This window comes from Calothrix sp. PCC 7507 (genome assembly GCF_000316575.1).
Classification (GTDB): Bacteria; Cyanobacteriota; Cyanobacteriia; order Cyanobacteriales; family Nostocaceae; genus Fortiea.
This window is the reverse complement of the sequence record NC_019682.1, coordinates 4,260,476-4,285,989: the sequence shown is the minus strand read 5'-3', so window position 1 is coordinate 4,285,989 and position 25,514 is coordinate 4,260,476. Positions and strand designations below refer to the sequence as shown.

The 25,514-nt window shown below is 42.4% G+C and carries 23 protein-coding genes and 1 tRNA gene; 12 read left to right on the top strand and 12 right to left on the bottom strand.

All coding sequences use genetic code 11. The annotated features are described in order from the left end of the window. Positions 1-113: 113 nt before the first annotated feature. The 3 genes from CAL7507_RS18270 to CAL7507_RS18260 form a co-directional block, all read right to left on the bottom strand. On the bottom strand, positions 114-1,661 hold the full coding sequence (locus CAL7507_RS18270; protein WP_015129967.1) for a mercuric reductase: 1,548 nt from the start codon (positions 1,659-1,661) through the stop codon (positions 114-116). Positions 1,662-1,736: 75 nt separating this feature from the next. Next, positions 1,737-2,495 (bottom strand): TVP38/TMEM64 family protein, encoded by a 759-nt coding sequence (locus tag CAL7507_RS18265; protein WP_015129966.1) that lies wholly within the window; start codon positions 2,493-2,495, stop codon positions 1,737-1,739. Continuing rightward, the gene (locus tag CAL7507_RS18260) at positions 2,476-3,219 is read right to left on the bottom strand and encodes a TVP38/TMEM64 family protein (protein WP_015129965.1); all 744 of its coding nucleotides are present in this window, start codon (positions 3,217-3,219) and stop codon (positions 2,476-2,478) included. The genes CAL7507_RS18265 and CAL7507_RS18260 overlap by 20 nt, the downstream gene beginning before the upstream one ends. Before the next feature lie 593 nt (positions 3,220-3,812). On the opposite strand from CAL7507_RS18260, the gene crtO reads away from it, so the two are divergent. Continuing rightward, a complete protein-coding gene (gene crtO / locus CAL7507_RS18255; protein ID WP_015129964.1) occupies positions 3,813-5,507 on the top strand; it encodes a beta-carotene ketolase CrtO in 1,695 nt (564 codons plus the stop codon). A gap of 83 nt (positions 5,508-5,590) precedes the next feature. Continuing rightward, a complete protein-coding gene (locus CAL7507_RS18250) occupies positions 5,591-6,700 on the top strand; it encodes a saccharopine dehydrogenase family protein (RefSeq protein ID WP_015129963.1) in 1,110 nt (369 codons plus the stop codon). 259 nt (positions 6,701-6,959) lie between these two features. Here the strand turns inward: CAL7507_RS18250 and CAL7507_RS18245 are convergent, their stop codons facing one another. From CAL7507_RS18245 to CAL7507_RS18235, 3 genes are all read right to left on the bottom strand, one after another. Further along, on the bottom strand, positions 6,960-7,352 hold the full coding sequence (locus CAL7507_RS18245) for a hypothetical protein (protein ID WP_015129961.1): 393 nt from the start codon (positions 7,350-7,352) through the stop codon (positions 6,960-6,962). 277 nt (positions 7,353-7,629) lie between these two features. Then, complete coding sequence (locus CAL7507_RS18240) at positions 7,630-8,928, bottom strand: sodium:proton antiporter (protein ID WP_015129960.1); 1,299 nt, start codon at positions 8,926-8,928, stop codon at positions 7,630-7,632. A 130-nt stretch (positions 8,929-9,058) separates the two neighbouring features. Beyond that, positions 9,059-10,444, bottom strand: a complete 1,386-nt coding sequence (locus tag CAL7507_RS18235; protein ID WP_015129959.1) for a cytochrome P450 — start codon at positions 10,442-10,444, stop codon at positions 9,059-9,061. Between the two features lie 197 nt (positions 10,445-10,641). Here CAL7507_RS18235 and CAL7507_RS18230 point away from each other — a divergent pair, with 197 nt between their 5' ends. Together CAL7507_RS18230 and CAL7507_RS18225 are read left to right on the top strand one after the other, a co-directional pair. After that, the gene (locus CAL7507_RS18230) at positions 10,642-12,855 is read left to right on the top strand and encodes a transketolase (protein WP_015129958.1); all 2,214 of its coding nucleotides are present in this window, start codon (positions 10,642-10,644) and stop codon (positions 12,853-12,855) included. A 528-nt stretch (positions 12,856-13,383) separates the two neighbouring features. Beyond that, complete coding sequence (locus CAL7507_RS18225; protein WP_052331551.1) at positions 13,384-13,902, top strand: sensor histidine kinase; 519 nt, start codon at positions 13,384-13,386, stop codon at positions 13,900-13,902. A gap of 295 nt (positions 13,903-14,197) precedes the next feature. On the opposite strand, the gene CAL7507_RS18220 is transcribed toward CAL7507_RS18225, so the two are convergent. From CAL7507_RS18220 to CAL7507_RS18205, 4 genes are all read right to left on the bottom strand, one after another. After that, a tRNA-Asn gene (locus tag CAL7507_RS18220) sits at positions 14,198-14,269 on the bottom strand. A gap of 146 nt (positions 14,270-14,415) precedes the next feature. Next, positions 14,416-14,976 carry an NYN domain-containing protein gene (locus CAL7507_RS18215; RefSeq protein ID WP_015129957.1) on the bottom strand — a complete coding sequence of 187 codons (561 nt, stop codon included), beginning with the start codon at positions 14,974-14,976 and terminating at the stop codon, positions 14,416-14,418. A 234-nt stretch (positions 14,977-15,210) separates the two neighbouring features. Continuing rightward, a complete protein-coding gene (locus CAL7507_RS18210) occupies positions 15,211-15,888 on the bottom strand; it encodes an ABC transporter ATP-binding protein (RefSeq protein WP_015129956.1) in 678 nt (225 codons plus the stop codon). A 13-nt stretch (positions 15,889-15,901) separates the two neighbouring features. After that, positions 15,902-16,174: a hypothetical protein gene (locus CAL7507_RS18205; protein ID WP_015129955.1), complete on the bottom strand. Its 273-nt coding sequence runs from the start codon at positions 16,172-16,174 to the stop codon at positions 15,902-15,904. 344 nt (positions 16,175-16,518) lie between these two features. On the opposite strand from CAL7507_RS18205, the gene psbD reads away from it, so the two are divergent. Beyond that, positions 16,519-17,574 (top strand): photosystem II D2 protein (photosystem q(a) protein), encoded by a 1,056-nt coding sequence (gene psbD / locus CAL7507_RS18200; protein ID WP_015129954.1) that lies wholly within the window; start codon positions 16,519-16,521, stop codon positions 17,572-17,574. A 744-nt stretch (positions 17,575-18,318) separates the two neighbouring features. Beyond that, on the top strand, positions 18,319-18,600 hold the full coding sequence (locus CAL7507_RS18195; RefSeq protein ID WP_015129953.1) for a 4a-hydroxytetrahydrobiopterin dehydratase: 282 nt from the start codon (positions 18,319-18,321) through the stop codon (positions 18,598-18,600). Between the two features lie 71 nt (positions 18,601-18,671). On the opposite strand, the gene CAL7507_RS32415 is transcribed toward CAL7507_RS18195, so the two are convergent. Next, positions 18,672-18,809, bottom strand: coding sequence for a hypothetical protein (locus tag CAL7507_RS32415; RefSeq protein ID WP_160166343.1), 138 nt, complete (start codon positions 18,807-18,809; stop codon positions 18,672-18,674). A gap of 175 nt (positions 18,810-18,984) precedes the next feature. Here CAL7507_RS32415 and CAL7507_RS18190 point away from each other — a divergent pair, with 175 nt between their 5' ends. From CAL7507_RS18190 to CAL7507_RS18165, 6 genes are all read left to right on the top strand, one after another. Then, positions 18,985-20,736 carry an iron uptake porin gene (locus CAL7507_RS18190; protein WP_015129952.1) on the top strand — a complete coding sequence of 584 codons (1,752 nt, stop codon included), beginning with the start codon at positions 18,985-18,987 and terminating at the stop codon, positions 20,734-20,736. A gap of 194 nt (positions 20,737-20,930) precedes the next feature. Beyond that, positions 20,931-21,368 carry an Rrf2 family transcriptional regulator gene (locus tag CAL7507_RS18185; RefSeq protein ID WP_042342260.1) on the top strand — a complete coding sequence of 146 codons (438 nt, stop codon included), beginning with the start codon at positions 20,931-20,933 and terminating at the stop codon, positions 21,366-21,368. Positions 21,369-21,523: 155 nt separating this feature from the next. Continuing rightward, a complete protein-coding gene (cysK, locus tag CAL7507_RS18180; protein WP_015129950.1) occupies positions 21,524-22,486 on the top strand; it encodes a cysteine synthase A in 963 nt (320 codons plus the stop codon). A gap of 16 nt (positions 22,487-22,502) precedes the next feature. Then, the gene (locus CAL7507_RS18175; protein ID WP_015129949.1) at positions 22,503-23,192 is read left to right on the top strand and encodes a J domain-containing protein; all 690 of its coding nucleotides are present in this window, start codon (positions 22,503-22,505) and stop codon (positions 23,190-23,192) included. 15 nt (positions 23,193-23,207) lie between these two features. After that, complete coding sequence (locus CAL7507_RS18170) at positions 23,208-23,834, top strand: Uma2 family endonuclease (protein WP_015129948.1); 627 nt, start codon at positions 23,208-23,210, stop codon at positions 23,832-23,834. Between the two features lie 173 nt (positions 23,835-24,007). Beyond that, positions 24,008-24,880, top strand: a complete 873-nt coding sequence (locus CAL7507_RS18165) for a 6-carboxytetrahydropterin synthase (RefSeq protein WP_015129947.1) — start codon at positions 24,008-24,010, stop codon at positions 24,878-24,880. A gap of 70 nt (positions 24,881-24,950) precedes the next feature. On the opposite strand, the gene CAL7507_RS18160 is transcribed toward CAL7507_RS18165, so the two are convergent. Then, positions 24,951-25,508 (bottom strand): Uma2 family endonuclease, encoded by a 558-nt coding sequence (locus CAL7507_RS18160; protein ID WP_015129946.1) that lies wholly within the window; start codon positions 25,506-25,508, stop codon positions 24,951-24,953. Positions 25,509-25,514 lie beyond the last annotated feature (6 nt).

Below are 25,514 nucleotides of genomic sequence, written 5' to 3'. Positions count from 1 at the left end.
GTTCTGGAAATCCTGATTTTTCATTAGTCTGCGGAGGCGGACTTTGCTTGTGTAGTAGCGAATTATATTCGCCCCATACTTTTCTATGAACTGACAAAACTTTTGACATGGGGTCAAGAAAGCCGTTTGAGCAATCCTAAAAGTCGTTTATTATTCGGTGTCAGCAGCGTGCGACGATAAGCATCTGCTGCCTTTTTAATAGCTTCAGCTTGCGTAGGATAAGGATGTATAACACTACTTAACTTACTCAAACCTAGCTTATTGACAATTGCCGTAGTCACTTCTGAGATCATTTCCCCTGCATGACTAGCGACGATAGTTGCACCGAGAATTTCATCAGACCCCTTTTTGTGGTGAATTTTGAGAAATCCTGACTCTTCACCATCAGCGATCGCTCGATCTACACTACTAAAAGGAATCTTGATGGTATTTATCTCCACACCTAACTTCTGAGCTTGGTGTTCATAAATCCCCACATGAGCCACTTCAGGATCAGTATAAGTTACCCACGGCATCACCAAGCTGCTGAGTTTAGCGCGTCCCAGTCCGAAAGGAGAAAATAGCGTATTTTTTATCACAATCCTTGCAGCGGCATCAGCCGCATGGGTAAATTTCCAATCCATGCAGATATCGCCAGCCGCATAAATCTTGGGATTTGTAGTTTGCAGGTAATCATTTACCTTCACACCTTGCTGCTGGTCATATTTTACTCCAACTGCTTCTAAATTCAGACCTTCTACATTTGGCGTACGTCCCGCACCCACCAAAATTTCATCTACAGTCACAGAATCTCGATGACCATTCGAGGAAAAATAAAGCCGCTTCCCCTCAGTTACAGTCACCACCTCTTCTAATTTAGAATTCAGCACCAGGCGAATTCCTTCCTTAATCAAGACTTTTTGGATAATTTCCGCAGCTTCAGCATCTTCTTTATTCAGGATGTGCGCGCCACTATGAAAAAGTACTACCTCAGAACCCAAACGCCGGAAAGCCTGCGCCAATTCACAGCCTATAGGGCCACCACCAATTACCGCCAAACTTTCCGGTCGTTGGATCAGAGAAAACACTGACTCATTAGTCAGATAACCTACTTTTTCAATACCACGAATCGCCGGACTTGCAGCTCTTGCGCCAGTAGCAATGACGGCTTTTTTAAACCGTAGGGTTTTGTCGTCTACTTCCACAGTATTTTTACTCGCAAACCTACCGCTACCCAAGAAGACATCTACTCCCAGAGATGAAAAGCGTTCCGCTGAGTCATGATGGCTAATACCTGCTCTAATGCGCCGCATCCTAGTCATGACTGCAGAAAAATCAACATCAATCAGTTTGGGGATGTTAATTCCCAAATCCTTACCGTCCCACAGTTCACCGACTACACGAGCCGAACGAATGATAGTTTTAGATGGGACACAACCTACATTTAAGCAATCTCCACCCATGAGATGCTTTTCAATTAACGCCACTTTTAAACCCAAGTCCAGACCCGCCGCACCCGCCGCCACCACTAATCCCGCCGTACCAGCACCAATCACTACCAAATCGTAAATATCCGCAGGTTGAGGATTAACCCAATTTGGTGGATGGACATAGGACACCAATTTTTGATTATATTCATCCGCTGGGCGAACTGTGACTCTCTCGAATTCTGAATTAGACATTTTTTGTTGGCTGTTGACTGTTGACTGGTAGATGTGCAAGTTAAATGCGTAAAAGCTTACTTCAGACTTCAGACTTCAGACTTCAGTCACTTCCTCTTCTAAAGCTTTGCGCGCCAGACGGGTGACAAAAGCTGTGACGGCGATTGTAGCAATCAAACCAATGATGCGAATTACCCATTGTATTGTCGTGTTAGTGGGTTGTGCCTCAGTCCCAATTCTGGCAAGATTGCCGGCAAGGGAACCGATGTAAACGTACATAATAGTTCCAGGAATCATGCCTACGGAACCGATAAAGTAGTCTTTAAAAGTAACTCCAGTGATACCAAAAGCGTAGTTTAATAAATTGAAAGGAAATATCGGCGAAAGTCGCGTTAACAGGACAATTTTTAATCCTTCTCTGCCAACAGCTTGGTCAATAGCGGCAAATTTTTTGTTACTTGCAATTTTACTAGCTACCCAATTCCTAGCTAAATAACGTCCCACCAAAAAAGCAGCAGTAGCACCTAAAGTTGCACCAATAAATACGTAGAGAGAACCCCAAACTACACCGAATACAACACCAGATCCTAATGTGAGAATGGAGCCTGGTAAGAAAGCGATAGTAGCAATAATATAAAGTCCAATAAACGCTATAGCTCCGACAGCACCAAGACTATCAATCCATTGTAAGGCGTTCAGCAAAATTGTTTGGGGATGGAAAGTCTTAGCAGATTCTTGCGCTAAAACAATCTCTGTGTTCTCTAAAAAAGCAATACTTAGTATTAGCAATGTTATAGTGGCTGCTTTTATTTTGTTAGCAAAATAACTAATTTTTTTAGGGTTTATTTTTATCATGGTTGATGTCAGCGATCGCTACACTTTGTTTGAGTGCTTTTTGAGCAAGTCTTGTTACATATAAAGTTACAGCAATGGTAGCAATCAATCCCACTATTTGAATTACCCATTCCCAAATTTGGGTTTGGGGAGTGCTTGGCTGATGCTTAGTGTTGATCATAGCTAAATTGCTAGCCAGAGAACCAATGTAAACGTACATCACAGTACCTGGAATAATCCCCAGAGAACCTAAGATATAGTCTTTAAGAGAGACTTGTGTCACACCAAAAGCGTAATTTAATAAGTTAAAGGGAAAGACAGGCGAGAGGCGAGTTAGCAATACAATTTTCCATCCCTCTTTAGCAACCGCCTGGTCAATTGCTTGGAATTTAGGATGTTTTTCCATCTGTTTAGACACCCAATCACGAGACAGATAGCGTCCAATGAAAAAAGCCAAGGTTGCACCGATCATCGCTGCAATTATGACATAGATAGAACCCCAAAATACACCAAAAAGACATCCACCTTTTAACGTCAAAATAGAACCTGGTATAAACAGCAAGGTAGCTAAGTTATAAATGACTATGAAAGCGATCGGACCAAAAGTACCAAGACTGTTGATCCACATTACTACAGCCTGCAATAATTCCTGGATGTTGAAGTGTTTGGTAGCAATAATCAAAGTTGCAACCAGACAACTTAATAGTAAAAATTTGAGTTTGGTATATAGTCTACGTTTGTGCATTCAGTAAGTAGGTGCGAATATTTATAACTATACTAAAGACAAAAATCTCAAATCCAAAATGGCATGACTACCATTTTGCTATATTTAACTAAGATATGCCATTTATATGAGAACTGGCTGAGATGTTGTTTAAAAAGTGGTTAGCTGTGATTTTAGGCACTTAAATAATCCTGCCAGTCCCCCCTTAAAAAGGCGATGGCTGTTTCATTTCACAAGAACAAGAAGTTTGTCAATCTTATGACAGAGATATCTTGGAGCAGTTGTGATGGAAGCATGACCATTTCGACGGAGTATATTCATAGCGTTGATGGAGCCTTGTCGAGAGTACAACTTGGATTTAAGTCTCCTCCTTCGCAAGGATTATATTATATATTTATTTACGTCCATCTACTTAACCGCTGTACGCCTGTTGAAAATGATAATTTAGTACTTATGGTAGAGTCAAATATGAGGCAAATACTTGCATAATGAATTGTAATTTCTTGATTAATATTAGAGCGATCAAAGGTTATATCTCTAACTGTTAATTTTGTAATTATTTTTGGTTTATTATAATACTATAAATTAGGTTAATTAATCGCCAAATTACAAATATGCAAGAGTATGATGTTGTGATTATCGGTGCTGGGCATAATGGGCTAGTTTGCGCTGCTTATTTACTCAAAGCTGGTTATAGTGTCCTGCTATTAGAAAAACGTTCTGTGCCAGGTGGGGCTGCAACAACTGAGGAATGTTTGCCACAAGAAGCCCCAGGATTTAAGTTTAACTTGTGTGCTATTGATCATGAATTTATTCACCTTGGCCCAGTTGTTGAAGAATTGGAATTAGAAAAATACGGATTAGAGTATTTGGAGTGCGATCCAGTTGTTTTTTGTCCTCACCCAGATGGCAAATATTTTTTAGGGCATAAATCAGTAGATAAAACTTGTGCAGAAATTGCCCGCTACAGTGAACGTGATGCTAAAAAATATGCAGAGTTTACAGACTACTGGCAACGGGCACTAGGTGCTATGATTCCCATGTTTAATGCACCACCAAAGTCAATTATAGATATTTTTGGCAACTACGATATCAAAAAACTGAAAGATTTATTTTCAGTTATAGGTTCTCCAAATAAAACGCTGGATTTTATTCGCAACATGATGACCAGCGCTGAAGATTTACTTAATGAGTGGTTTGATTCAGAATTTTTGAAAGCCCCACTAGCACGACTAGCATCAGAACTTGGTGCGCCGCCATCACAAAAAACTATTGCTATTGGTGCAATCATGATGGCAATGCGTCATAATCCTGGTATGGCTAGACCTCGTGGTGGTACTGGCGCACTTGTGCAAGCTTTGGTGAATTTAGTCACAAGTAAAGGCGGTGTGATTCTCACAGATCAGCATGTGGAAAAAGTTATGATTGATGATGCTAAAGCAGTGGGTGTCAGAGTGGCTGGTGGCAAAGAATATCTAGCTAAATATGGGGTTATTTCTAATATCGATGCCCAACGTTTATTTTTACAAATGACTGATAAATCTGATGTTGATGCAGTTGATCGTGACTTGTGGGAAAGATTAGAACGTCGGATTGTAAATAATAACGAAACTATTCTGAAGATAGATTTAGCTTTAGATGAACCTTTACGCTTTCCCTACCATGCTCATAAAGATGAATATCTAATTGGTTCAATCTTAATCGCAGATTCTGTTACTCATGTGGAACAGGCTCATAGTAAATGTACTTTAGGAGAAATTCCTGATTCTGATCCATCAATGTATGTGGTGATGCCTAGTGCCCTCGACCCTTCATTAGCACCACCAGGGAAGCATACATTATGGATTGAATTTTTTGCCCCTTATCAAATTACAGGTGCTAAAGGTACTGGTTTGAAAGGTACTGGTTGGACGGATGAATTGAAAAATCAAGTTGCTGACAGAGTAATTGATAAGTTGGCAACCTATGCACCAAATGTCAAACAAGCAACTATTGCCCGTCGTGTAGAAAGTCCGGCAGAATTAGGAGAAAGATTAGGCGCTTATAAAGGGAATTATTACCATATTGATATGACCTTAGAACAGATGGTATTCTTCCGTCCCTTGCCAGAAATAGCTAACTATAAGACCCCGATTGAAAATCTATTTTTAACTGGTGCAGGTACGCATCCAGGCGGGTCAATTTCTGGGATGCCAGGACGCAATTGTGCCCGAGTATTTTTGCAAACTAAACACCCCATTGCTCAAACTTTAAAGGATGCCAGAGATTCAATTAAATCCACTGTTGGATCTGTATTTGGAATTTTTTAGGTAATTAATGTCATACTTGTTATCGATGACAAAGGTGGCAAAAAAAATGATGAAATTAGAGTAATTTTGCCCATGTATGAGTAATGACAGATAGAGTTTTGATTCTGGGGGGAAGAGGGCGCATTGGTAGCAGTGTTGCCCAAGACTTAGCTACCCACACGCAAGCGGAAATTACAATCACTGGACGTTCTCCAGCGATTGAAAAGACTGGTAGCTTGCTTTTGGAAAAACCAGTGCAGTTTTTGATGTTGGATTTAGCGGAAGTTGACAAGTTGCGGAAGGCGATCGCACAATCTAATTTAGTGATTCACTGTGCCGGCCCTTTTCATCACCGAGATACCAATGTTCTGCAACTCTGCATTGAACAAGGTGTTAACTATATCGATGTTAGTGATCATCGTTCTTATACTATTAAGGCACTAAGTTGTCATGATCAAGCCATCGCTGCTGGTGTAACAGCAATTGTTAACACTGGGATTTTTCCCGGCATTTCTAACAGTATGGTACGTCAGGGTGTTGAGCAATTCGATAACCCAGAAAAGATACACCTGAGTTATTTAGTCTCTGGTTCAGGTGGTGCTGGTGTGACGGTAATGCGGACAACTTTTTTAGGGTTACAACATCCTTTTGAAGCTTGGATTGATGGTAAATGGAGGTTAGTTAAACCCTATACTGATAGGGAAATGATTAACTTTCCATCTCCCTATGGACGCAGTGGGGTTTACTGGTTTGATATGCCCGAAACATTTACAATACCCCGTTCTTTTCCATCAGTGAAAACTGTAATTACTAAGTTTGGTTCTGTGCCTGACTTTTATAATTATCTGACTTGGATGGCTGCAAATATCTTTCCTAAGTGGTTAATGCAGCGTCATAATATGATTGAATTTTTGTCTTATGTTAGTCATTTTATGACAGATATTACCAATCCTTTCAGCGGTATTGGGGTAGCAGTGCGTGCAGAAGTTACGGGACAAAAAAATGGTAAAATAGCTACTTATTGTGCAAACTTAGTGTATGAAAATACAGCCCTAGCTTCTGGTTGTGGCACAGGTAGCATTGCCCAATTTTTAATTTCAGGTAAACTCAAGAAACCAGGAGTTTGGCCTGTGGAAGAAGCATTACCAACAGATTTATTTATGGAAGCAATCCAAAGTCGGGGAATGCAGATTAATCACACTTTAGCTGATTAGAAATTCTAGCGTTGCTGAAACTGTAACAGTACTTAAGTACTATAGGAATCCGATTTGATTATTGAACTATACGTAGGGTGGGCAGTGCCCACCAAACCCTGGATGTGGTGGGCACTGCCCACCCTACTACTACTACTACTACTACTACGTGTATTTCAAAAATCAAATACTAGTTCTATAGTTGATATCAAATTGGATTTTCAATCTCTAGATCATTGCAAATTATTACATATTCAGCAACGCTGTATTTATGCTACTGTCATCGAACTAGATTACACTGTTGTTTAACTTGTATACTTCCTCCAGTGCTTCCATCAGTTGGAAGTTTACAAACTCTGGTGTTGACACCGTCTAATTTTTCATTAGAGTCCTGATTTTGTCGTGTTGATGATGGCACCGCAGATGACGAATCGGATTCTCTCACTGGTGTAGTGAGTGTCTGTTGATTCTTTAACTGGGGCTGCTCACATAGTTGTATAGCTAACATTCTTGCTAGGGTGTTTCCTCCTGTAGGTCTGGTTGGAGGAATTTCGCAGACTGTCATTTTAGAATCGTCTAGGGCGTAGGCAGTGGAATTAAATGATGCTTCCAGCAAATTAATACCACAGGGAATAAAGATAGCACATGCAGTGCCAAAAAAAAACTTTTTCATCGGAGAAAAATACTATACAAGGTAGTCACAACCTTTTACTGTATGCATTTTTAGTACCTCTTCACCTTTAAAATACTTAAATTTTCACATTTTGCTCTACAGTCCTGATGATAAAAGAATTTTAGATTAAAAATTTGATTGATTTTTATAGCAATTCTCGGTGACGAGAGGTACACCCATAAGGGCACGGCAGTGCCGTGCCCCTACAGTTTCCGATATGATTTTGTACCGCATCTGAATGAGAACCGCTATAGTACATTTGAACTTGTAATTAGCTCTATTCAAATTCATCAATGGTGGTGCGAGAAGTAGACTTTCTTTGGTTGGCAATACTACGCTCATACCAATTCATTAAAGGCGTAGCACTAATTCCATGTACAATCACCGAAACTACAATTGTGGTGTAAGTTATCCAAGCTATTTGTTCAGCAGTTTCGCCTTTTAAGCCATGACCAAATGCATAAGCAAGATAATATAAAGAACCTACACCACGAATGCCAAACCAACCAAGTAACCAGCGAGTTCTTGGGTGTAAGGTGCGGCGATGGGAATCTACAGGACTTACACCAATTGTACTAATCCAGACTCCCAGAGGACGGATGAGAAAGAATAACAGAAATATAACTAAAAAAGATTGAGTTGAATACTTAACAATTGGCTCTAATAGTAATATCGAACCTAGTAATAAGATTGTTGCAACTTCTAGTAGCTTTTCTAGTCGTTCAATAAATTCTAATTGCCCTAGTGGCTTTTCTGAGCTTCGGTAACTTTTTTGGGCAACTAAGCCAGCTACAAATACTGCCAAAAATCCATAGCCGTTGATAATTTCTGTTAATGAATAAGTCAGTAAAATCATGCTGATGGCAATAAAATCTTCCATTAATTCATTAGCAGAACGGTGCTTTTGGACTTGTTTATCAAGCCAAACTATTGCTTTGGCAATAATAATGCCCATCACAATACCGGATGCGATCGCCCAAATTAAATCAACTGCTAACCATTGTTTAAACCAGTTATCCCAGTTACTATCTTTTAAGGCATAAAGCCCAAAATAAACAAAGGGAAATGCTAAAGCGTCATTTAATCCACCTTCTGAAGTTAGACCAAAGCGTAACTCATCTTTGTCTTTAGTATCAGTTAGTTGCACTTCTGAGGCTAAGACTGGATCGGTGGGGGCAAGAATTGCACCTAATAAAATAGCTGCTCCCCAATCTAAATTTAACAATAATTTGCCGACAATAGCTAAAGAAAAAATTGAAATCGGCATTAAAAAACCAATAAGCCTAATTGTAATAGCCCAAACTTTAAAGTTTAAAGGTCGAACTATTTTTAAACCACAGCTAAATACAGAAATAATTACCACCAATTCTGTGAGGCGTTGTAGAAATTCTGCATTGAATACATCATCACGGCGCAATTGAATCAATCCTAAGCCATAGGGACCTAAAAAAATCCCAACCAATAGGTAGATAAGAGCAAAGGAAAGTGGTAAGCGCGAAATCCAACCAGAACCTAATGTGACGATTAGCAATAGTAGACCAATCACCAATAAGTTAATGATATAGATATCTAACATAGCTATATGTATAAAAAATCAATATTGCTATGTCAGTTTAGTGGCGATCGCTATTTATCTAACATATCTCAGGAGAGATTTTGTTCTTTTGCAGGGCGTAGGGGCGAACAACCGTTCGCCCTTACACATGTTAGTTGTTGTGACTATCCCCTTGTGGGTGGACTAAAGTACGAGACTTTGGCTGATGCTGGCTTTTTACAACCATCTGAATGCTACGATCAGGCCCTGTCACTAAACCGCGACGCTTGGGTTGCACGTCACGGTGATCAACTAATGCTAAATCCCAGCTACTAAGAATTTTGGCAAGTACTACTTTCATTTCAAACTGAGCGAACGCCATCCCAATGCAGCGTCTGACACCACCGCCAAAGGGCAAAAACTCATAGGGTGAAAATTGGCGTTCTAAAAAGCGTTCTGGTTTAAATTGCTGATGTTGTGGGTATAAATCTTCTCGTTGGTGGGTCAAATAAATCGAACCCAGCACAACAGTACCTGGTGCTAATTCGTAACCACACAGAGATACAGGTGTTTTGACAACTCGTGGAAAAGTCAGCATCCCCACTGGGTAAATCCGCAAGGTTTCCGAGTAAACAGCGTTGAGATAGGGTAATTTAAGAATACTAGTGGAGTCTGAGCGATCGCTTAAATTATCGAGTTCTGCCAGCAGCTTTTCTTGCACTGATGGTGATTTATGAATCCAGTACAAAGCCCAGGTTAAGGCAGTTGCAGTGGTTTCGTGTCCGGCTGTCAACAGCGTCATCAATTCATCACGCAGTTCTTCATCAGTCATTGGTTGACCGTCTTCATCACGAGCTGCCATGAGTAAATTCAGAATATCTGTGCGTGACTCATCAGGGTTATCTCGTCGTTCCTGAATTTCCTCATTCAGAAGTTGATGCACTCGCTGGCGGCGACGGATAAACCTCCCCCAAGAACTCCGAGGCCCAAAATCCTGGCGTAGAGCCGGAAAATAGAGTTCGATCACCCGGAAGGGGGAGGACTCATTTAACATTGTCGCTAAGACTGTCTCCAACTCCTCGGCGCGTGGCCCTTCATATAATCCAAACACGGCTTGCATGATTACCCGCATGGTAATAGCTTGCATTGCCGATCGCACACAGAAAGGTTTATCTATTTGCCATTGGCTAATTACTTGCTCTGTGACATCATTAATTACCTGTCCATAGGTTCGCATTCTATCGCCATGCAAGGGAGGCATTAACAATTGGCGTTGACGGCGATGTACCTCCCCATCAACTGTAATTAAAGAATTTTTCCCTAGCATTGGTTCAAAAACCATGTTCCAATCACGGGGAGCTGTAAATTCTTTGGTATCACTAGTCAACATTTGCTGTAACGCTTGGGGATTGCAAGTGAACACCACAGGGCCATTCAATTGCATAGTGAAGATGTCGCCATAGCGCTCTGCACATTCTGCCATAAACGGCATAGGACGAAAGATCCATTGCAGCATCTGTACAAGCGCTGGGGATTGGGGGCCTTTTGGCAGTTTCATAGGCTGTTTTTAGTGGATAACTCTTTTTTGGCAATGAAACTCAAAAAACAACATTAAATTTTTTTTAATTTGCATTGAAGCTGCTTATCTTGACTATTGCCAAACTGCAATCAACTGATACAACCTGATAGTTGTAAAATTTTTGTTAACTTGAACGAGCATTTACAGTTGCTCCTCATCCTTATAAGGTACTCAGCATGACGGCAATCACCCCAAAAGCATCTTCAGCGCTTCCCAATTTTTGTGAAGGAATTCAATATTTTGGGGAAGCGCTACCAGGTTTTGAAACCTATGGTGCAACCCCTACGATCGCTTCTGGCAAAATAGCGATCGCCGATCCTACCGATCCAGCAGCCGTATATCAAACCTTACTCGCCGCCGATGCCTTACGTTACCTAACGCTACAAATCACAGGTAGTAAAGCTTCTGGACATCCTGGTGGATTTGCTAGTCAAGCGGAAGCCTATGCAGCTTTGGTCATGTTAGGGTACAAAAACATTATTACCGAAGTCGGACACCATGCCCCTGGATTTTATAGTGCCATGTTCCTGGATCGCTCCTTGGAAGATATGGGAATCTTTACAGTCCAACAATTGCGCGATCGCTTCCGGGAAAAGCATGGACTTTTAGGACACCTCTCCGGTTACATTCCCGGTATTCTCGCACCCGCAGGGCCTTTGGGACAAGGGCAACACTTTGCAATGTCGGCTGCATTGCTGCATCGAGATAAATTATTCCCCTTTACTGTGGGGGATGGGGGATTGGGTGAGCCTTATATTGTGAGTGCGATCGCCCACTTCCATACAGCTTACCCCAGTGTCACCAACTTCTTACCAGTATTGGTATGGAACGGTTACAGCCAAGAACACCACAGCATGGTTTCCCTCAAAACCAACGCACAGATGATAGCCTACTGGCAAGGTAACGGTTTTGATGAAGTCGTGCTAGTCGATGCTAAAGAATTCGACGACCAAAACCAACCAGGGGATTATGTTGATAGTACCGCCTTCTCCTTCGAGAAACGCCTGGAATTTACCAAAGCCGTACTCGTTGCTGTCGATAAAGCCGCAAAATCAGCTGCAAGCGGTAAACTCACCGTCTTCATCATCAAACAACTCAAAGGTGCAGGTGTTCACGCCACAGGTGCAAAATCTCACAACCTCTATCCCAAAGATACCCTCGACGCACCCCATATCATCAGCGCCTTGCAAACCCGCGCCTTATCAGCCGAGGCTTGGCAAACAGTACGCACCAACGCCGAACGCGCCAGTGGTGGCCCCGCAGCTAAAACAGTAGTCACAGAATTTGAATTACCATTACCAGACTTAGGAGAATTACCTTTAGAAGAATATGCAGTTGGTGGAGATCCCAAAGTTGCCACAACAGCAATGGGAAGATTAGTAGGAATAGTTGGGAAGAAAGATCCAAATTTCCTTGTCACCAACGCCGATGGTAACGAAGCATCAGGAATTGCCAACATCAACCAAGCACTCAAGATTATCCACCCCACAACCGACGACTTATATAACCAAGCACCAAACGGACAAGTTTATGAACCATTGAGTGAAGATGCTTGTGCAGGTTTAGCCGCAGGTTTAGCGTTAATGGGTGCAAGAACTCTGTGGTGTTCTTATGAATCTTTTGCCATCAACGGCTTACCAATTTGGCAAACCGTCACCCAAGCAATGGCAGAATTACGCCGTCAAACACCTTCAACAATTACCTTATTTACTGCTGGGGCATTAGAGCAAGGGCGCAACGGTTGGACTCACCAACGTCCAGAAATAGAAGCTTATTTTGCTTCCCTCATGCGGAATGGAAATATATTCCCATTATTCCCTCCCGATGCTAACAGCATTCAAGCCTGTTATGACTGGGCATTGAAAACTAAAAATAAGGGAATTGTGATTACTGCAAGTAAGTCACCATTACCAATTCGCACCACATTAGAACAAACCCGCCAAGGTTTACGCGACGGTGCGGTGTTATTACATGAAGTCACTGGTGCAAAACAAGTTGTATTTGCTGTTATTGGTGATTTAACACTAATCCCAGTATTTGAAGCCGCAGCTTTCTTAGAAACTGAAGGTATTGGAGTCAAGATAGTTTCTATTATCAATCCCCGCCGTTTATATCGTCCTGATGATACTGCATGGGAAACTTGTTCCGAACCCGATGGTGGTTTCTTAGAGGATGATAAATTTGCCGAATTATTTGCTGGTGATGCGCTAATTGGTGTAACTGGTGGTGCTGCAGCAATGCTAGAACCAATTTTGTTACGCAGCAGCAGCAAGCGCGATACCTTCGCCTGGAAGCGTGGGGAAACCACAGCCAGCGCTGGTGAGTTGATGGCGTTTAATGGATTGACTGCGGAGACTTTGACAAAAAGAGCGATCGCATTAGTGCATTAAAACTGCAATCTTCCTTAATTTTATCGCAAATATACTAGTGCCGTACCCTTACCAACGCATCTGTATCATTGAGAGCTTTGCATAAAGGTTATCCGGCATACTGTACGACTTTCCAAACAACCCCGAAGCCTCAAAACCTCTCTCCCTAGTACATCGCGGCGTAAATAAACATACCATTTCAAATGGAGCAAAAGCCCAGAATACAATTCTTTTGACTTTTGACTTTTGACTTTTGACTTTTGACTTTTGACTTTTGACTTTTGACTTTTGACTTCCGCCTTGCGGTACTAGTTAACCGCCGAAACTGACTTAATGCATACATAATAAACGGTATAGGACTGTCTCCTACACCGATTTTTTTTATTAAATAAAGTTTGAACGTAACTGGATTATCATATCGACATAAAGCTTTTTTAAAGCAGGTGAGAATATTATATAAGTTTTTGGTAAACTGATAATGAGAGCGACTTCTAGGAGGATTTACCAACAGATGAATTATTACTCGAAATTCAAACAGAACTTGAAAAATTGAACAATGATCTCCGAGGTATTTATGAATTTCTACAACAAGAACCTACAAATCAAGACAGTAGCCTCTATTTAGGAAAAGGTCTCGTAATAAACCTAAACGATCCGCTGCACGAAATTCTCTATCAAATTTACAGTTATACGTTAGAGCGAGACTTTCCTTGTTTTAAAACCCTCAAGGTGAAAATCAGGACATTTGAGCCTATAGACAATTCACACTTAAGTATTGAACAAAAGCGAGGATTTTGCCGATTCCTGGAAGAAGCTTTGTGCAATGTTGGTCAACACGCTACGGGAGTAACCCGCCTTGTAGTTACTTGCTCGCCATCCGAAGGTTGCTATACTGTGGCAGTTATAGATGACGGTTTGGGTATGAACTCATCTAGCGAAGGTCAGGGAACACAGCAGTTTAGAAATTTAGCTCGACAATTCAAAGGAAAATTTAGGCGCGTTTCCCTTTCTCCGAAAGGAACTCTTTGTGAGTTATCTTGTCCAGTAGGCAAAAGTTGGTTTTGGTAATATGTCTAATTAAAGAATAGTGAGATCAGCCATCGCGGCAATTCGGTAGTGAATGGTCACAATTCAGCCTCTAAACTCAACAAGCGATCAGCTAGTTTTCATCCACTGTACAAGTACTATATTTCAAGTTGGACGTAGCGCTCCAGTCTCATGAGTTGTTCGCCCATAGCTATAGATATATCCGTACTTCTGGCATAGAAGGCTAGCCACTTGCAGTGAATATCAAAGCTTTTCAGAGGCATTGATATACGAAATAGCTATCATCTGCACCTAAGCTTTAAATTAACTTTTTTAACTCCCCAGGCCGGATTCGAACCAGCGACCAATCGATTAACAGTCGATCGCTCTACCACTGAGCTACTGAGGAACGCTCACAATTTATAATGATAATGCTAAGAGATAGGATTTGGCAAGTACTTTCGCCAATTTTTTTTAGATGCTAAAATACATCGCTTTACAGTCAAAACCCATCTTGGAGACTAAACAGAGAGTTTTAATGCTAATATTCTCAAGCTAATATTTATTAGAGAATCCCATTCGCAGTTCAGCCAGGCGTTGACGGGCCTTGGCATCTATGGAATTTGCTAAAAATCTACTCTGAGGTTGCTTGCGTGATTGATACTTGTGCCGCATTCGACAGACTGTAGTCTCGACTTCGCCGCACAGTTGTTGTGCAGACAACCATTCAGCGCCATATCCCTGTACCGTCAATTGCTGCGCTCGATCTGATGTGGCAACAATCATACGTGCAATTCGAGATTGTGCTATTTGGTAGCGTAAAGATGCACAAGTTTTTTCAATGTATGTGTCTGCTGTTTGCCCAAAATCAGTGTAATGAACTGATAAAAGCTCTGTAATAATTTCTTTATTACTAGAAGCATTGTGGTATTGAGCGTCAAAAACTATTTGAGTATCATAACCCTGAAACGAGCTGTAACTAGTCATAGCTTCAACGAGTTCCCCCCGCGCAGCTTCTAGTCCAGCATTGTCACGGGTTTTTTTCAGGCATGGCCAAGCGCCAATTATATTGTAGCCGTCTACTAACAAAACGGCTTCGTGTGAGGGACGGGACATGGTTTTTAATCACAATTATCTAGAGTTAACAAAATTCATTCATAACTCTATATATTAGTTGAAGCATCCCTTGTAACACTATGTTACAGAAAAGAAAAAATACTATGGGATGAGAAAAGTTGTCTTGAGGTAGATGTAAGAACTAAAAACGCGCCTCTAAAGGCGCGTTGTAGTTCTTTTAATATTGGTAATGAATTATTAATTTCAAATGAAACCTGGCCGAAAACATAGACATTAAGAAGCGGCTGTGTCTATTTCCATTAGACGCTGTTTGAGGCGCTGGGCTTCACCCTGATCCACAAGAGAGCCATTTTCTAGTAAAAATGCGCCGTCACAGTAATTCAATTCATCTAAGCGATGCGTCACCCATAAGGCTGTAATGCCACGACTTTTGACAAGACGTCGCACACCAGCCACTAAATCAAGTTGACTATCTGGATCAAGCAGAGCAGTTGGTTCATCTAATAATAAGACTTCGCAGCGACGAGCGATCGCACCAGCGATCGCCACTCGCTGTTTTTGCCCCCCACTCAGAGCGTAGATAGGTCGTCGTTGTAGAGATTGCAAATTCACTGCCCCTAGAGCCTCTTCTACCCTGGCTCTCACAGCCACCGCTGGTAATTTTTCTTCTACAAGTCCAAAAGCCACATCAGCGCCAACTGTTGGCATTACTAGCTGATGGTCAGGATTCTGAAACACAAAGCCAACGGGATGCAGAACTCGAATTTTTCCAGACTGGGCAGCTAATAACCCCGCCAGCAGTCTGAGTAATGTTGATTTGCCACTACCGTTTGTACCCAAGAGCATCCAAAATTCACCCTTGGGTACTTCTAGAGAACAAGATTTGATCGCATTCTCTCCATTAGGCCAACTGAAGTGTAAATCCTTAACTTCGATGCCTACTTCTGCCATTTACACACCTTGGTTATTCAGCAGCTAAAGTGACAAAACCAGGTGGTCTGCCACTACTAGTGGTGACACCATCTTTCTGGGTAATCTGTACCCCAGAAATTTCACTAGCACGGACGGCAATTTTTTTCTCTGTCTTGCCCTCACACTTGAGTTCCACAACGTCAGGATTGCCAGAGCGAATCGCTGCCAAAATTAGCTGGTAGACAGCCTCTGCATCTTCTGCTGACTTACGTTGTACTGATATAGGGAAGGCAGTATTTCTCAGGCTTAGGTCAATGGTAAACATTTAGCAATAATAAAACTCAACTGTAGCACTTATTCTAGCGTTAGCTGTCCAATCCTGGGATCGGGGTGGGGACTGGGAAATAAATTCTTTCAAGATATGGTCGGAGTTTGAATCCCCATCCCAATATTCCTCATCACCCAGTCCCCTAAATGTATAAATATTAAATTTTATGAAAAAAACTCTAGAAAAATAAGTAATTTACACCTAATATGATTAAAGTCAGTAAAAAATTGTAAACTAGACTGACAACCCAGTTCGCTTTTTGTTTATGGAGAGCTAAATCCTGGCAACCCATAATACAAAAGTTAAACCCTGTACTTATAAACATTTGGAGATTTCCTCTAATGACCATCGCAGTTGGACGCGCACCCAGTAGAGGGTGGTTTGACGTTCTAGACGACTGGTTGAAACGCGATCGCTTCGTATTCGTAGGGTGGTCAGGAGTATTATTATTCCCAACAGCCTACCTAGCACTAGGCGGATGGCTAACCGGCACAACCTTCGTCACCTCGTGGTACACCCACGGACTAGCGTCATCCTACCTAGAAGGATGTAACTTCATCACAGTCGCAGTATCAACACCAGCAGACAGCCTAGGACATTCCTTATTGCTGTTGTGGGGACCAGAAGCGCAAGGAGACTTGACCAGATGGTTCCAACTAGGAGGACTGTGGGCATTCGTGGCGCTACACGGAGCCTTTGCACTCATTGGCTTCATGTTGAGACAATTTGAAATTGCCAGGCTAGTAGGGATACGTCCATACAACGCCCTAGCATTTTCCGCCCCCATCGCCGTATTTGTCAGCGTCTTCCTGATGTACCCATTGGGACAATCCAGCTGGTTCTTCGCACCCAGTTTCGGAGTCGCAGGCATCTTCCGGTTCATCCTCTTCATCCAAGGATTCCATAACTTCACCCTCAACCCCTTCCACATGATGGGAGTAGCCGGGGTATTGGGCGGAGCATTGTTGTGCGCCATTCACGGTGCGACAGTGGAAAACACCTTGTTTGAAGACGGAGAATCATCCAACACCTTCAAGGCATTCAACCCCACCCAAGCAGAAGAAACCTACTCAATGGTGACTGCAAACCGATTCTGGTCACAGATATTCGGGATTGCTTTCGCCAACAAGCGTTGGTTACACTTCTTCATGTTGTTTGTGCCAGTCACCGGTTTGTGGATGGCTGCTATCGGTATTGTCGGTTTAGCACTCAACTTGCGGGCTTATGACTTCGTTTCCCAAGAATTACGGGCAGCCGAAGACCCAGAGTTTGAAACTTTCTATACCAAAAACATTTTGCTGAACGAGGGTATCCGCGCTTGGATGGCTCCTCAAGATCAACCCCACGAACAATTTGTATTCCCTGAGGAAGTTCTACCTCGCGGTAATGCTCTTTAAAATAATGATGAATTGAGGGCTATTTAGCCTCGATTATTCCTCATTCTCAAATCAACCCCCGCGTTCTCGTGGGGGTTTTTAATTTTTAGTGCATTTATCTAAAATTTGTGTGCTATATTTATTTCAGGTTAAACGCCCAGAGCTTTACTGCTCTGCCCTTTTGAAATTAAGACCGCTTAGGCAACAAGGAGGTGATGCCCATGATAGAAAGTAGTACATGCATGGGTCATCAGGTTGCAGTTAGCCGGCTGCGCGCCGGAGCTGTTCTCTAGAAGTTAGCCTTAGTCATCTTGAGATACTAAGTTAGCTCAATTAGCTAGGCGAGCTAGGAGTCCCTTCCGGCAGTCTGGTTGCAACCTGAAGACCCGCTAGACCGCTCTGACTTAGATCCACCGATCTAAATCAGAGCGGATAGTTTTTGTAGGTGATTTTTGATTTGTTATTGCTGACGCTGAAAAATTTAGGCTTTAGAAAGAACAATATAGCAATTCTCATATCAATGAAATACACCCGGACTCAAAGGAGTCAGGAGCCAGAATATCGCATTCTCCTGAATTCTGAATTCAGACTCCCTGATGAAGACTGTATTGCACTCGACTGAAAACCGCTATATCTTGCATCGCTCCTGGGCAGCAGCATAACTTTTGACACAGCGTCTATCTTCCTCAAATAAGATTTTGCACAACAGCAGAAGACCCCATCAGATTGCAAGATGCCACAAAGACATGATAGGAAGTTTTAAATATGGCACGGCTACTCACTGAGGCGGAAATTCAAGATAGCACAAGTGTTTTGTCAGGTTGGACAGTCGTAGGTGCTCAATTGCAAATTACACGCACCTTTAACGATTTTGTCCAGGCAATTGAGTTTGTGAATAAGTTGGTGGCACCTGCAGAGTCAGCAGGACATCATCCAGATATAGAGATTTCTTACAATAAAGTCAAAATCAGCCTCACATCGCATGATGCGGGTGGTTTGACCCAGAGTGACTTTGATTTAGCAAAAGTAATTTCACAAATCAGCTAAGAGGTTTCTCACCCCTTTCCACTTTATTTTCCAATTTGGAAACATTTGCCGCTGGTGAGGAGTCGATGAATCTACTGAACCTGCTTTCTGATCAAGTAAGCAGGTAAGTTGATTCCTGAGTGTGTGACAGTTAATAAGGCGATCGCCATTAGCTTGTCATCTGGCTCAAATGTTCTATAATGATATGGTATAAAGGTGTGTTTTTGCATAAGTTAATTACATGAATTTTTCATAATAAGTTAATCAGTTATTAGCTTTGCAAAAACTAGAATTGTATTAGTAGCAACTATGCCTCATCTGCTGATTTTAACCAGATGCCGCATTTTTGAGAATTAGGTGCAACGAAACACAATTATCTATACAAGGTGTGAGGAGAAAAGAAAGATGTCTAATCTGTTATGGAAATCCCTGGTGGTTAGTCCGGCAGTTCTGGGAGCAACGCTGTTAGTTTCGGCAGCAGCGATCGCAGCACCAAACGCCACCACAGAAGTATTGCCCGCTGAAAAACAAGCGGTTGCGGAAGTAGCCCCAAAGCCAGAACTTTTGGCTCAAGCAGCTCCTGCTAGCAGCGATTCCAGCGTTCTCGAGCAAGTTAACCGCTACAGCAAAGAAGGTAACAGTAACAGTGTTCAGTCTCAGGTGACATCGGTTTCTCAATTTTCCGATGTGCAACCTACCGATTGGGCATTCCAAGCTTTGCAGTCCTTGGTTGAGCGCTACGGTTGTATTGCAGGTTATCCCAACGGTACTTATCGCGGTAATCGTGCTTTAACCCGTTATGAATTCGCCGCTGGTTTAAACGCCTGTTTGGATCGGGTGAACGAATTGATCGCCACAGCAACAGCTGATTTGGTGACAAAACAAGATTTAGCTACCTTACAACGTTTACAAGAAGAATTTTCCGCAGAACTAGCAACCCTCCGTGGTCGCGTAGATTCCTTAGAAGCACGCACTGCAGAATTGGAAGCTCATCAGTTCTCCACCACCACCAAACTTGCTGGTGAAGCAATCTTCGCTGTGACTGATGCTTTCGGTGGCAAAACTGACAGCGCCAACAACACTGTCTTCCAAGACAGAGTGCGTCTAAGCTTAAACACCAGCTTCACCGGTAGAGACTTGTTGACCACTCGTCTTGCTGCTGGTAATGCTACAGCTTTCGACTTCCGAGACAACGCTGACCTACCTTTAACCACCGCAGAAGGTAAACAAACCTTTAACGTTGGTAACACAGGTAGCAACGCTGTCAAGATCGACCGATTGACCTATGAAGCCCCTATTGGCCCAGCTCAAGTTTACATCGCTGCGTCTGGTGGGCAACACAGCCATTATGCAGCTGTTAACAACCCTTACTTCTTCGACAAAACCGATGGTGGTAATGGTGCGTTATCTACTTTCGCATCTGAAAATCCCATCTATCGCATTGGTGGTGGCGCAGGTATAGGCATCAACGTACCCTTTGGTTCAAAAGTTGGCCTCGGTATCTTGAAGCCAAGTTCTTTCACTATAGGTTACTTGGCATCGGACGCAAATAATCCTGGTGCTAATACAGGTTTATTTAACGGCAACTACGCTGCTCTCGGACAGTTGAACTTTGCCGTTGGCGATCGCGTAGCCGTAGCTGCTACCTATGTGCACGGTTATAACGCTGCTGGTACTTCTTTATTTGATGGCGGCTTTGGACTCAATGGTAATAGCGGTGTTTCTGGTGGTATCGTCGGTACTCGTCAAGCCAATATCCTGACAGGTGCAGCCAACAGTAATTCCTACGGTTTGTCCGCAGCGTTTAGACCTAGCGACAAACTCTCAGTTAGTGGCTTTGTTTCTTACCATGATGTCACACAGCAAGGTGCTGGTAATGATTATGAAGCTTGGAGCTACGGCGCTGGTGTAGCCTTAGCTGACTTTGGTAAGAAGGGTAACGTGTTGGGTATCTTTGCTGGTGCAGAACCCTATGCTCGTAACCGTCCTGGTCTTGGTGGTAGTGAAGTTCCTTACCACATTGAGGGCTTTTACAAGTACCGCGTGTCTGATAACATCTCCATCACCCCTGGTGTGATTTACTTGACCGCTCCTGGTCAAAGCAACAACTCAGATAGTGCAATCATCGGTACTGTCAGAACAACGTTTAGCTTCTAAATCTGAAATTGAGCGTTGATCATTTGCCTTAAAGTTTAAAACTTATTACCCCCGCCTAATGACGGGGGTTTTTTTCTGTAGCGCATGGCTAGCATACCCCAGTGGATAACCGGAGTATACTAGGAAAAGGATGAAGTATGAAAGATAAAAAATTTCATACTTCATTCTTTAACCTTCATCCTTTAACCCTGCTTGTGGAACTATCGTGTAAATCTGAATATGCAATTCTTGCCTTATTAGAGATGGCAAGTTACTACCAAAATGGCGAACCGCTGCAAATTCGACAGATTGCTGCACAGCAAAACATACCCGATCGCTATCTAGAACAACTACTAGCGACCTTAAGGCGTGGCGGTATAGTCAAAAGCCAACGTGGGTCAAAAGGTGGCTATCTGTTAGCACGAGAACCTCGTAAAATCACAATATTAGAGATTTTGGAGTGCTTGGAAGGATTAGATGTGCGTATCTGTGAAGAAAACATCAATCCCAGAACTGTAGATAGTTCTGTTGTAGATGACATCTGGCAAGAAGCTTGTCAGGCAGCAAATTTGGTTTTACAAAACTACACGCTTCAGGATCTTTGTGAAAAAAGAGACTCCCGGCGGCAGTTGGATATCATGTACTACATTTAGTCAAGGGTCAAGAGGAGCCATTGCGTTGGATGGGTTTCCCGGCTTGTAGCAAGTGGCGTTCAAAAGTCAAAAGTCCAGAGCAATGAATTCTTGCTCTTGTCCCTTGACTTGTGAGTCTTGAATAAAAACTAATGATTAAGGGCTAATAAAGAATTATGCGAATTGCTCGTAACATCACAGAACTTGTTGGACGGACACCTTTAGTGCAATTAAATCGTATCCCTCAAGCAGAGGGGTGTGTGGCGCAGATTGTGGTGAAACTAGAAAGTATGAACCCCTCGGCATCAGTCAAAGACCGGATTGGGCTGAGTATGATTAGTGCGGCAGAAGAAGAGGGACTGATTTCTCCGCAAAAAACACTATTGGTAGAACCTACTTCTGGAAACACAGGAATTGCTTTAGCAATGGCAGCAGCGGCCAAGGGCTATCGATTAATTTTAACCATGCCGGAGACAATGAGTGGGGAACGACGGGCAATGCTGCGGGCTTATGGAGCTGAACTGGAACTCACACCTGGAATGGAAGGTATGAGTGGAGCCATTCGACGGGCGCAGGAGATAGTTGACAAAACGCCAAATGCGTATATGTTGCAACAGTTCCGCAATCCGGCCAATGCGAAAGTTCATCAGGAAACCACGGCAGAGGAAATCTGGGAAGATACTGATGGCGAGGTAGATATGATTGTCGCTGGGGTAGGCACAGGTGGTACGATCACTGGTGTAGCGGAAGTACTTAGAGCACGTAAGCCGAGCTTTCGAGCGATCGCTGTTGAGCCAATCAATAGCCCAGTTTTATCTGGAGGCAGACCAGGCCCCCACAAAATTCAGGGGATTGGCGCTGGGTTTGTTCCCCAAGTTTTAAAGCTAGAATTAATTGATGAGGTGATTACTGTCACTGATGAAGAAGCGATCGCCTACAGTCGGCGTTTGGCAAGAGAAGAAGGGTTACTATCTGGTATTTCCAGTGGGGCTGCATTATCTGCGGCAATTCGTGTCGCCCAACGCCAAGAAAACGAGGGGCGCTTAATTGTGATGATTCAGCCCAGTTTTGGCGAGAGGTATTTAAGTACACCGTTGTTCCAAGACCTGGAGACAAAGGTAGCAGCTAGCGTTAGCTAACTATGCAATTAGATTAATGGTCGATTCCAATCATTACCACACTCTCAAAGTTCGTCCCAGTGCTAGCCAAGCGGAGATTAAGCAAGCTTATCGCCGCTTGGTAAAGTTATTTCACCCTGACAGTCATCAGAAAACAGCAGATCACGAGCAAATTATCCGCATTAATGCAGCGTATGAGGTTTTAGGGGACACTCAACGCCGTCTCAATTATGACCAACAACTAAGGGATATTTCGGATAGATTGTCAGGCGATCGCCACCAGCGCACAGCATCAGCACAAAAGCGTCATCAGGTAACACGACGGACAGGAAGGGATGCTGATGAACAAGTTGAAGAATGGCTACGTTTAGTTTATCAACCAGTCAATCGCCTACTTGATGGCATTCTCAATTCCCTAGAAGAACAAATGGATGAATTAGCCGCTGATCCCTTTGATGATGAATTGTTAGAAGAATTTCAAGAATACTTACAAACTTGTCGCCATGACCTCAAGCAAGCACAAATTACTTTTCGTTCCCTACCAAATCCCCCTAATTTAGCCGGAACAGCAGCACATCTCTACTACAGCCTCAATCAAGTAGCCGATGGACTAGAAGAATTGGCCTATTTCCCGTTGAGCTACGACGAACGTTATCTGCATACAGGTCAAGAACTATTCCGTATAGCTACGAGATTGCACTGTGAAGCCCAAGCATCTGTTACGTAGTCAAAGGAGAAAATTATGACACAATCTCTACAAAAACTATTTACATTTGATGAATTTTTAGAATTTTTAGAAACACAACCAGAAAATATCCGTTATGAATTACACGATGGAGATATTATTCAAATGCCACAACCTCTGGGAACACATGAACAAATAATTATGTTTTTAGCAAGGATGCTACTGTTAAAAACAGTCGAACTCAAACTTCTTTATGATATAAGCAGTAAAAACGTTCTAGTTAAGCCGGAAAATAAACAATCCGGTTACTATCCAGACATTCTATTACTGAACCTTCCTAACTTAAAAAATGAACCGTTATGGGAAAAAGAATCGACTGTTAGTAAACCAGATTCAATTCCATTAGTGATTGAAGTGGTTAGTACTAACTGGAGAGATGATTATCATAAAAAGTTTGCTGATTATGAAGAAATGGGTATAAAAGAATATTGGATTGTGGATTATGCTGCTTTGGGTAGCAAAGAGTTGATAGGCGACCCCAAACAGCCAACAATTACAATTTACTCTTTAAGTAATGAGGGTGAATATAGGGGTAAAAAATTTAGAGTAAACGACCGTATAGAGTCGCCAACATTTCTAAATTTAAATCTGACTGTAGAACAAATTTTTTCAGCGCGTTATTAAGTAAAAAGAAAGAACTTTTATCAGACAGGCTTTTGACTGCTGGCAAAGAATAGCTTTATTTACGCAGTGCTGCACTAGACTTTTGGCTTCGGATTCAGCGAAGCGAGAGAAATTAGTTTATGCTGGAAATAGTGAAATTTTAAGAAATTTAAACTTTTTTACCCAGTGTACTCATGCAATGCATTGTTAATCGCCGGGCTCAATTTTCGGCAAGTCATCGCTATTGGTTGCCAGAACTGAGTGAAGCCGAGAATATTCAGAAATTTGGTGCTGGTTCTAAATTTCCTGGACACGGACATAACTATGTCTTATTTGTTTCCCTAATGGGGGAATTAGATGCAAATGGCATGGTACTGAACTTGTCTGATGTAAAACAGGTAATTAAGCGGGAAGTCACGAGCCAACTGGACTTTTCTTATCTCAACGATGTATGGACGGAATTCCAACAAACTCTACCAACTACTGAGAATATTGCACGGCTAATTTGGCAGCGGTTAGCACCTCACTTGCCTCTAGTCCGTGTGCAGTTGTTTGAACATCCTGAACTTTGGGCAGATTATATGGGAAACGGAATGGAAGCCTACCTCACCATCAGCACTCACTTTAGCGCCGCTCATCGGCTGGCTAATCCTAACCTGAGTAATGAAGAGAATGCGGAAATTTATGGTAAATGTGCGCGTCCCCACGGTCACGGACACAACTACCATTTAGAAGTTACCGTGAAAGGGGAAATTGATCAACGCACCGGCATGATTGTCGATTTAGGTGCTTTGCATCAGGCGATCGCAGATTATGTGGTAGAACCATTTGACCACACCTTTTTAAACAAAGACATTCCCTACTTTGCTGAAGTTGTACCCACTGCGGAGAATATCGCAGTTTACATTAGTAATTTATTGCGATCGCCCATCCAGCAACTGGGATCTCAACTTCACAAGATTAAACTGATTGAAAGTCCCAATAACTCCTGTGAAATTTATTGCACGGAGTCAGAATCAAACTCAGTCACTTCTTTGGCGAGTCAGCCTGTATTGGCAAGAGTTTAGAGATTTTTAACCGCAGATGGACGCAGATATCTTAACTGATCTGTGTTCATCTCAAGCACTAATATCATGGCTAAAAAAGTTTACTGACTAAGCAGTAGAAACCGGGTAGCAAAGGACTTGTTAATTCGTCTTGACTAAATAAAGTAGCTACAAGCTTTAAGGTAGTCTGTTGGCGACGATAAACTTCAACTTTTTTCTGAAGACGATCGCAAATCCAATATTCTTGAACTCCCTGAACTGAATAAAGCTTTAATTTTGACTCGCGATCGCGTTTTTCATTTTTTTCGCCAGGAGACAGAACTTCTACTACTAACTCTGGTGCACCTGTCAGGTGTCCAGCTTCGTCTAGCAAAAGTTCTAAGCGTTGATTAGTTGCCCAAACTACGTCAGGAATTACATTGTCAGCATCTGAGAAAATAATTCCTGGAGCGATCGCCACTTTACCTAAACCAGTTTCATCTGACCAAATCGTGAGAGCCGTACCAATATTGGTACAACTTGATTGATGATCCCAGTGAGGTGCTTTCGTCACAAATAATTCTCCATCAATAATCTCATAGCGATTTCGGCGATCGCCTGCGAACAGTTCTAAATCATCAGTCGTCCAACGGACTGGAGTTGTTTGCATAGAAAC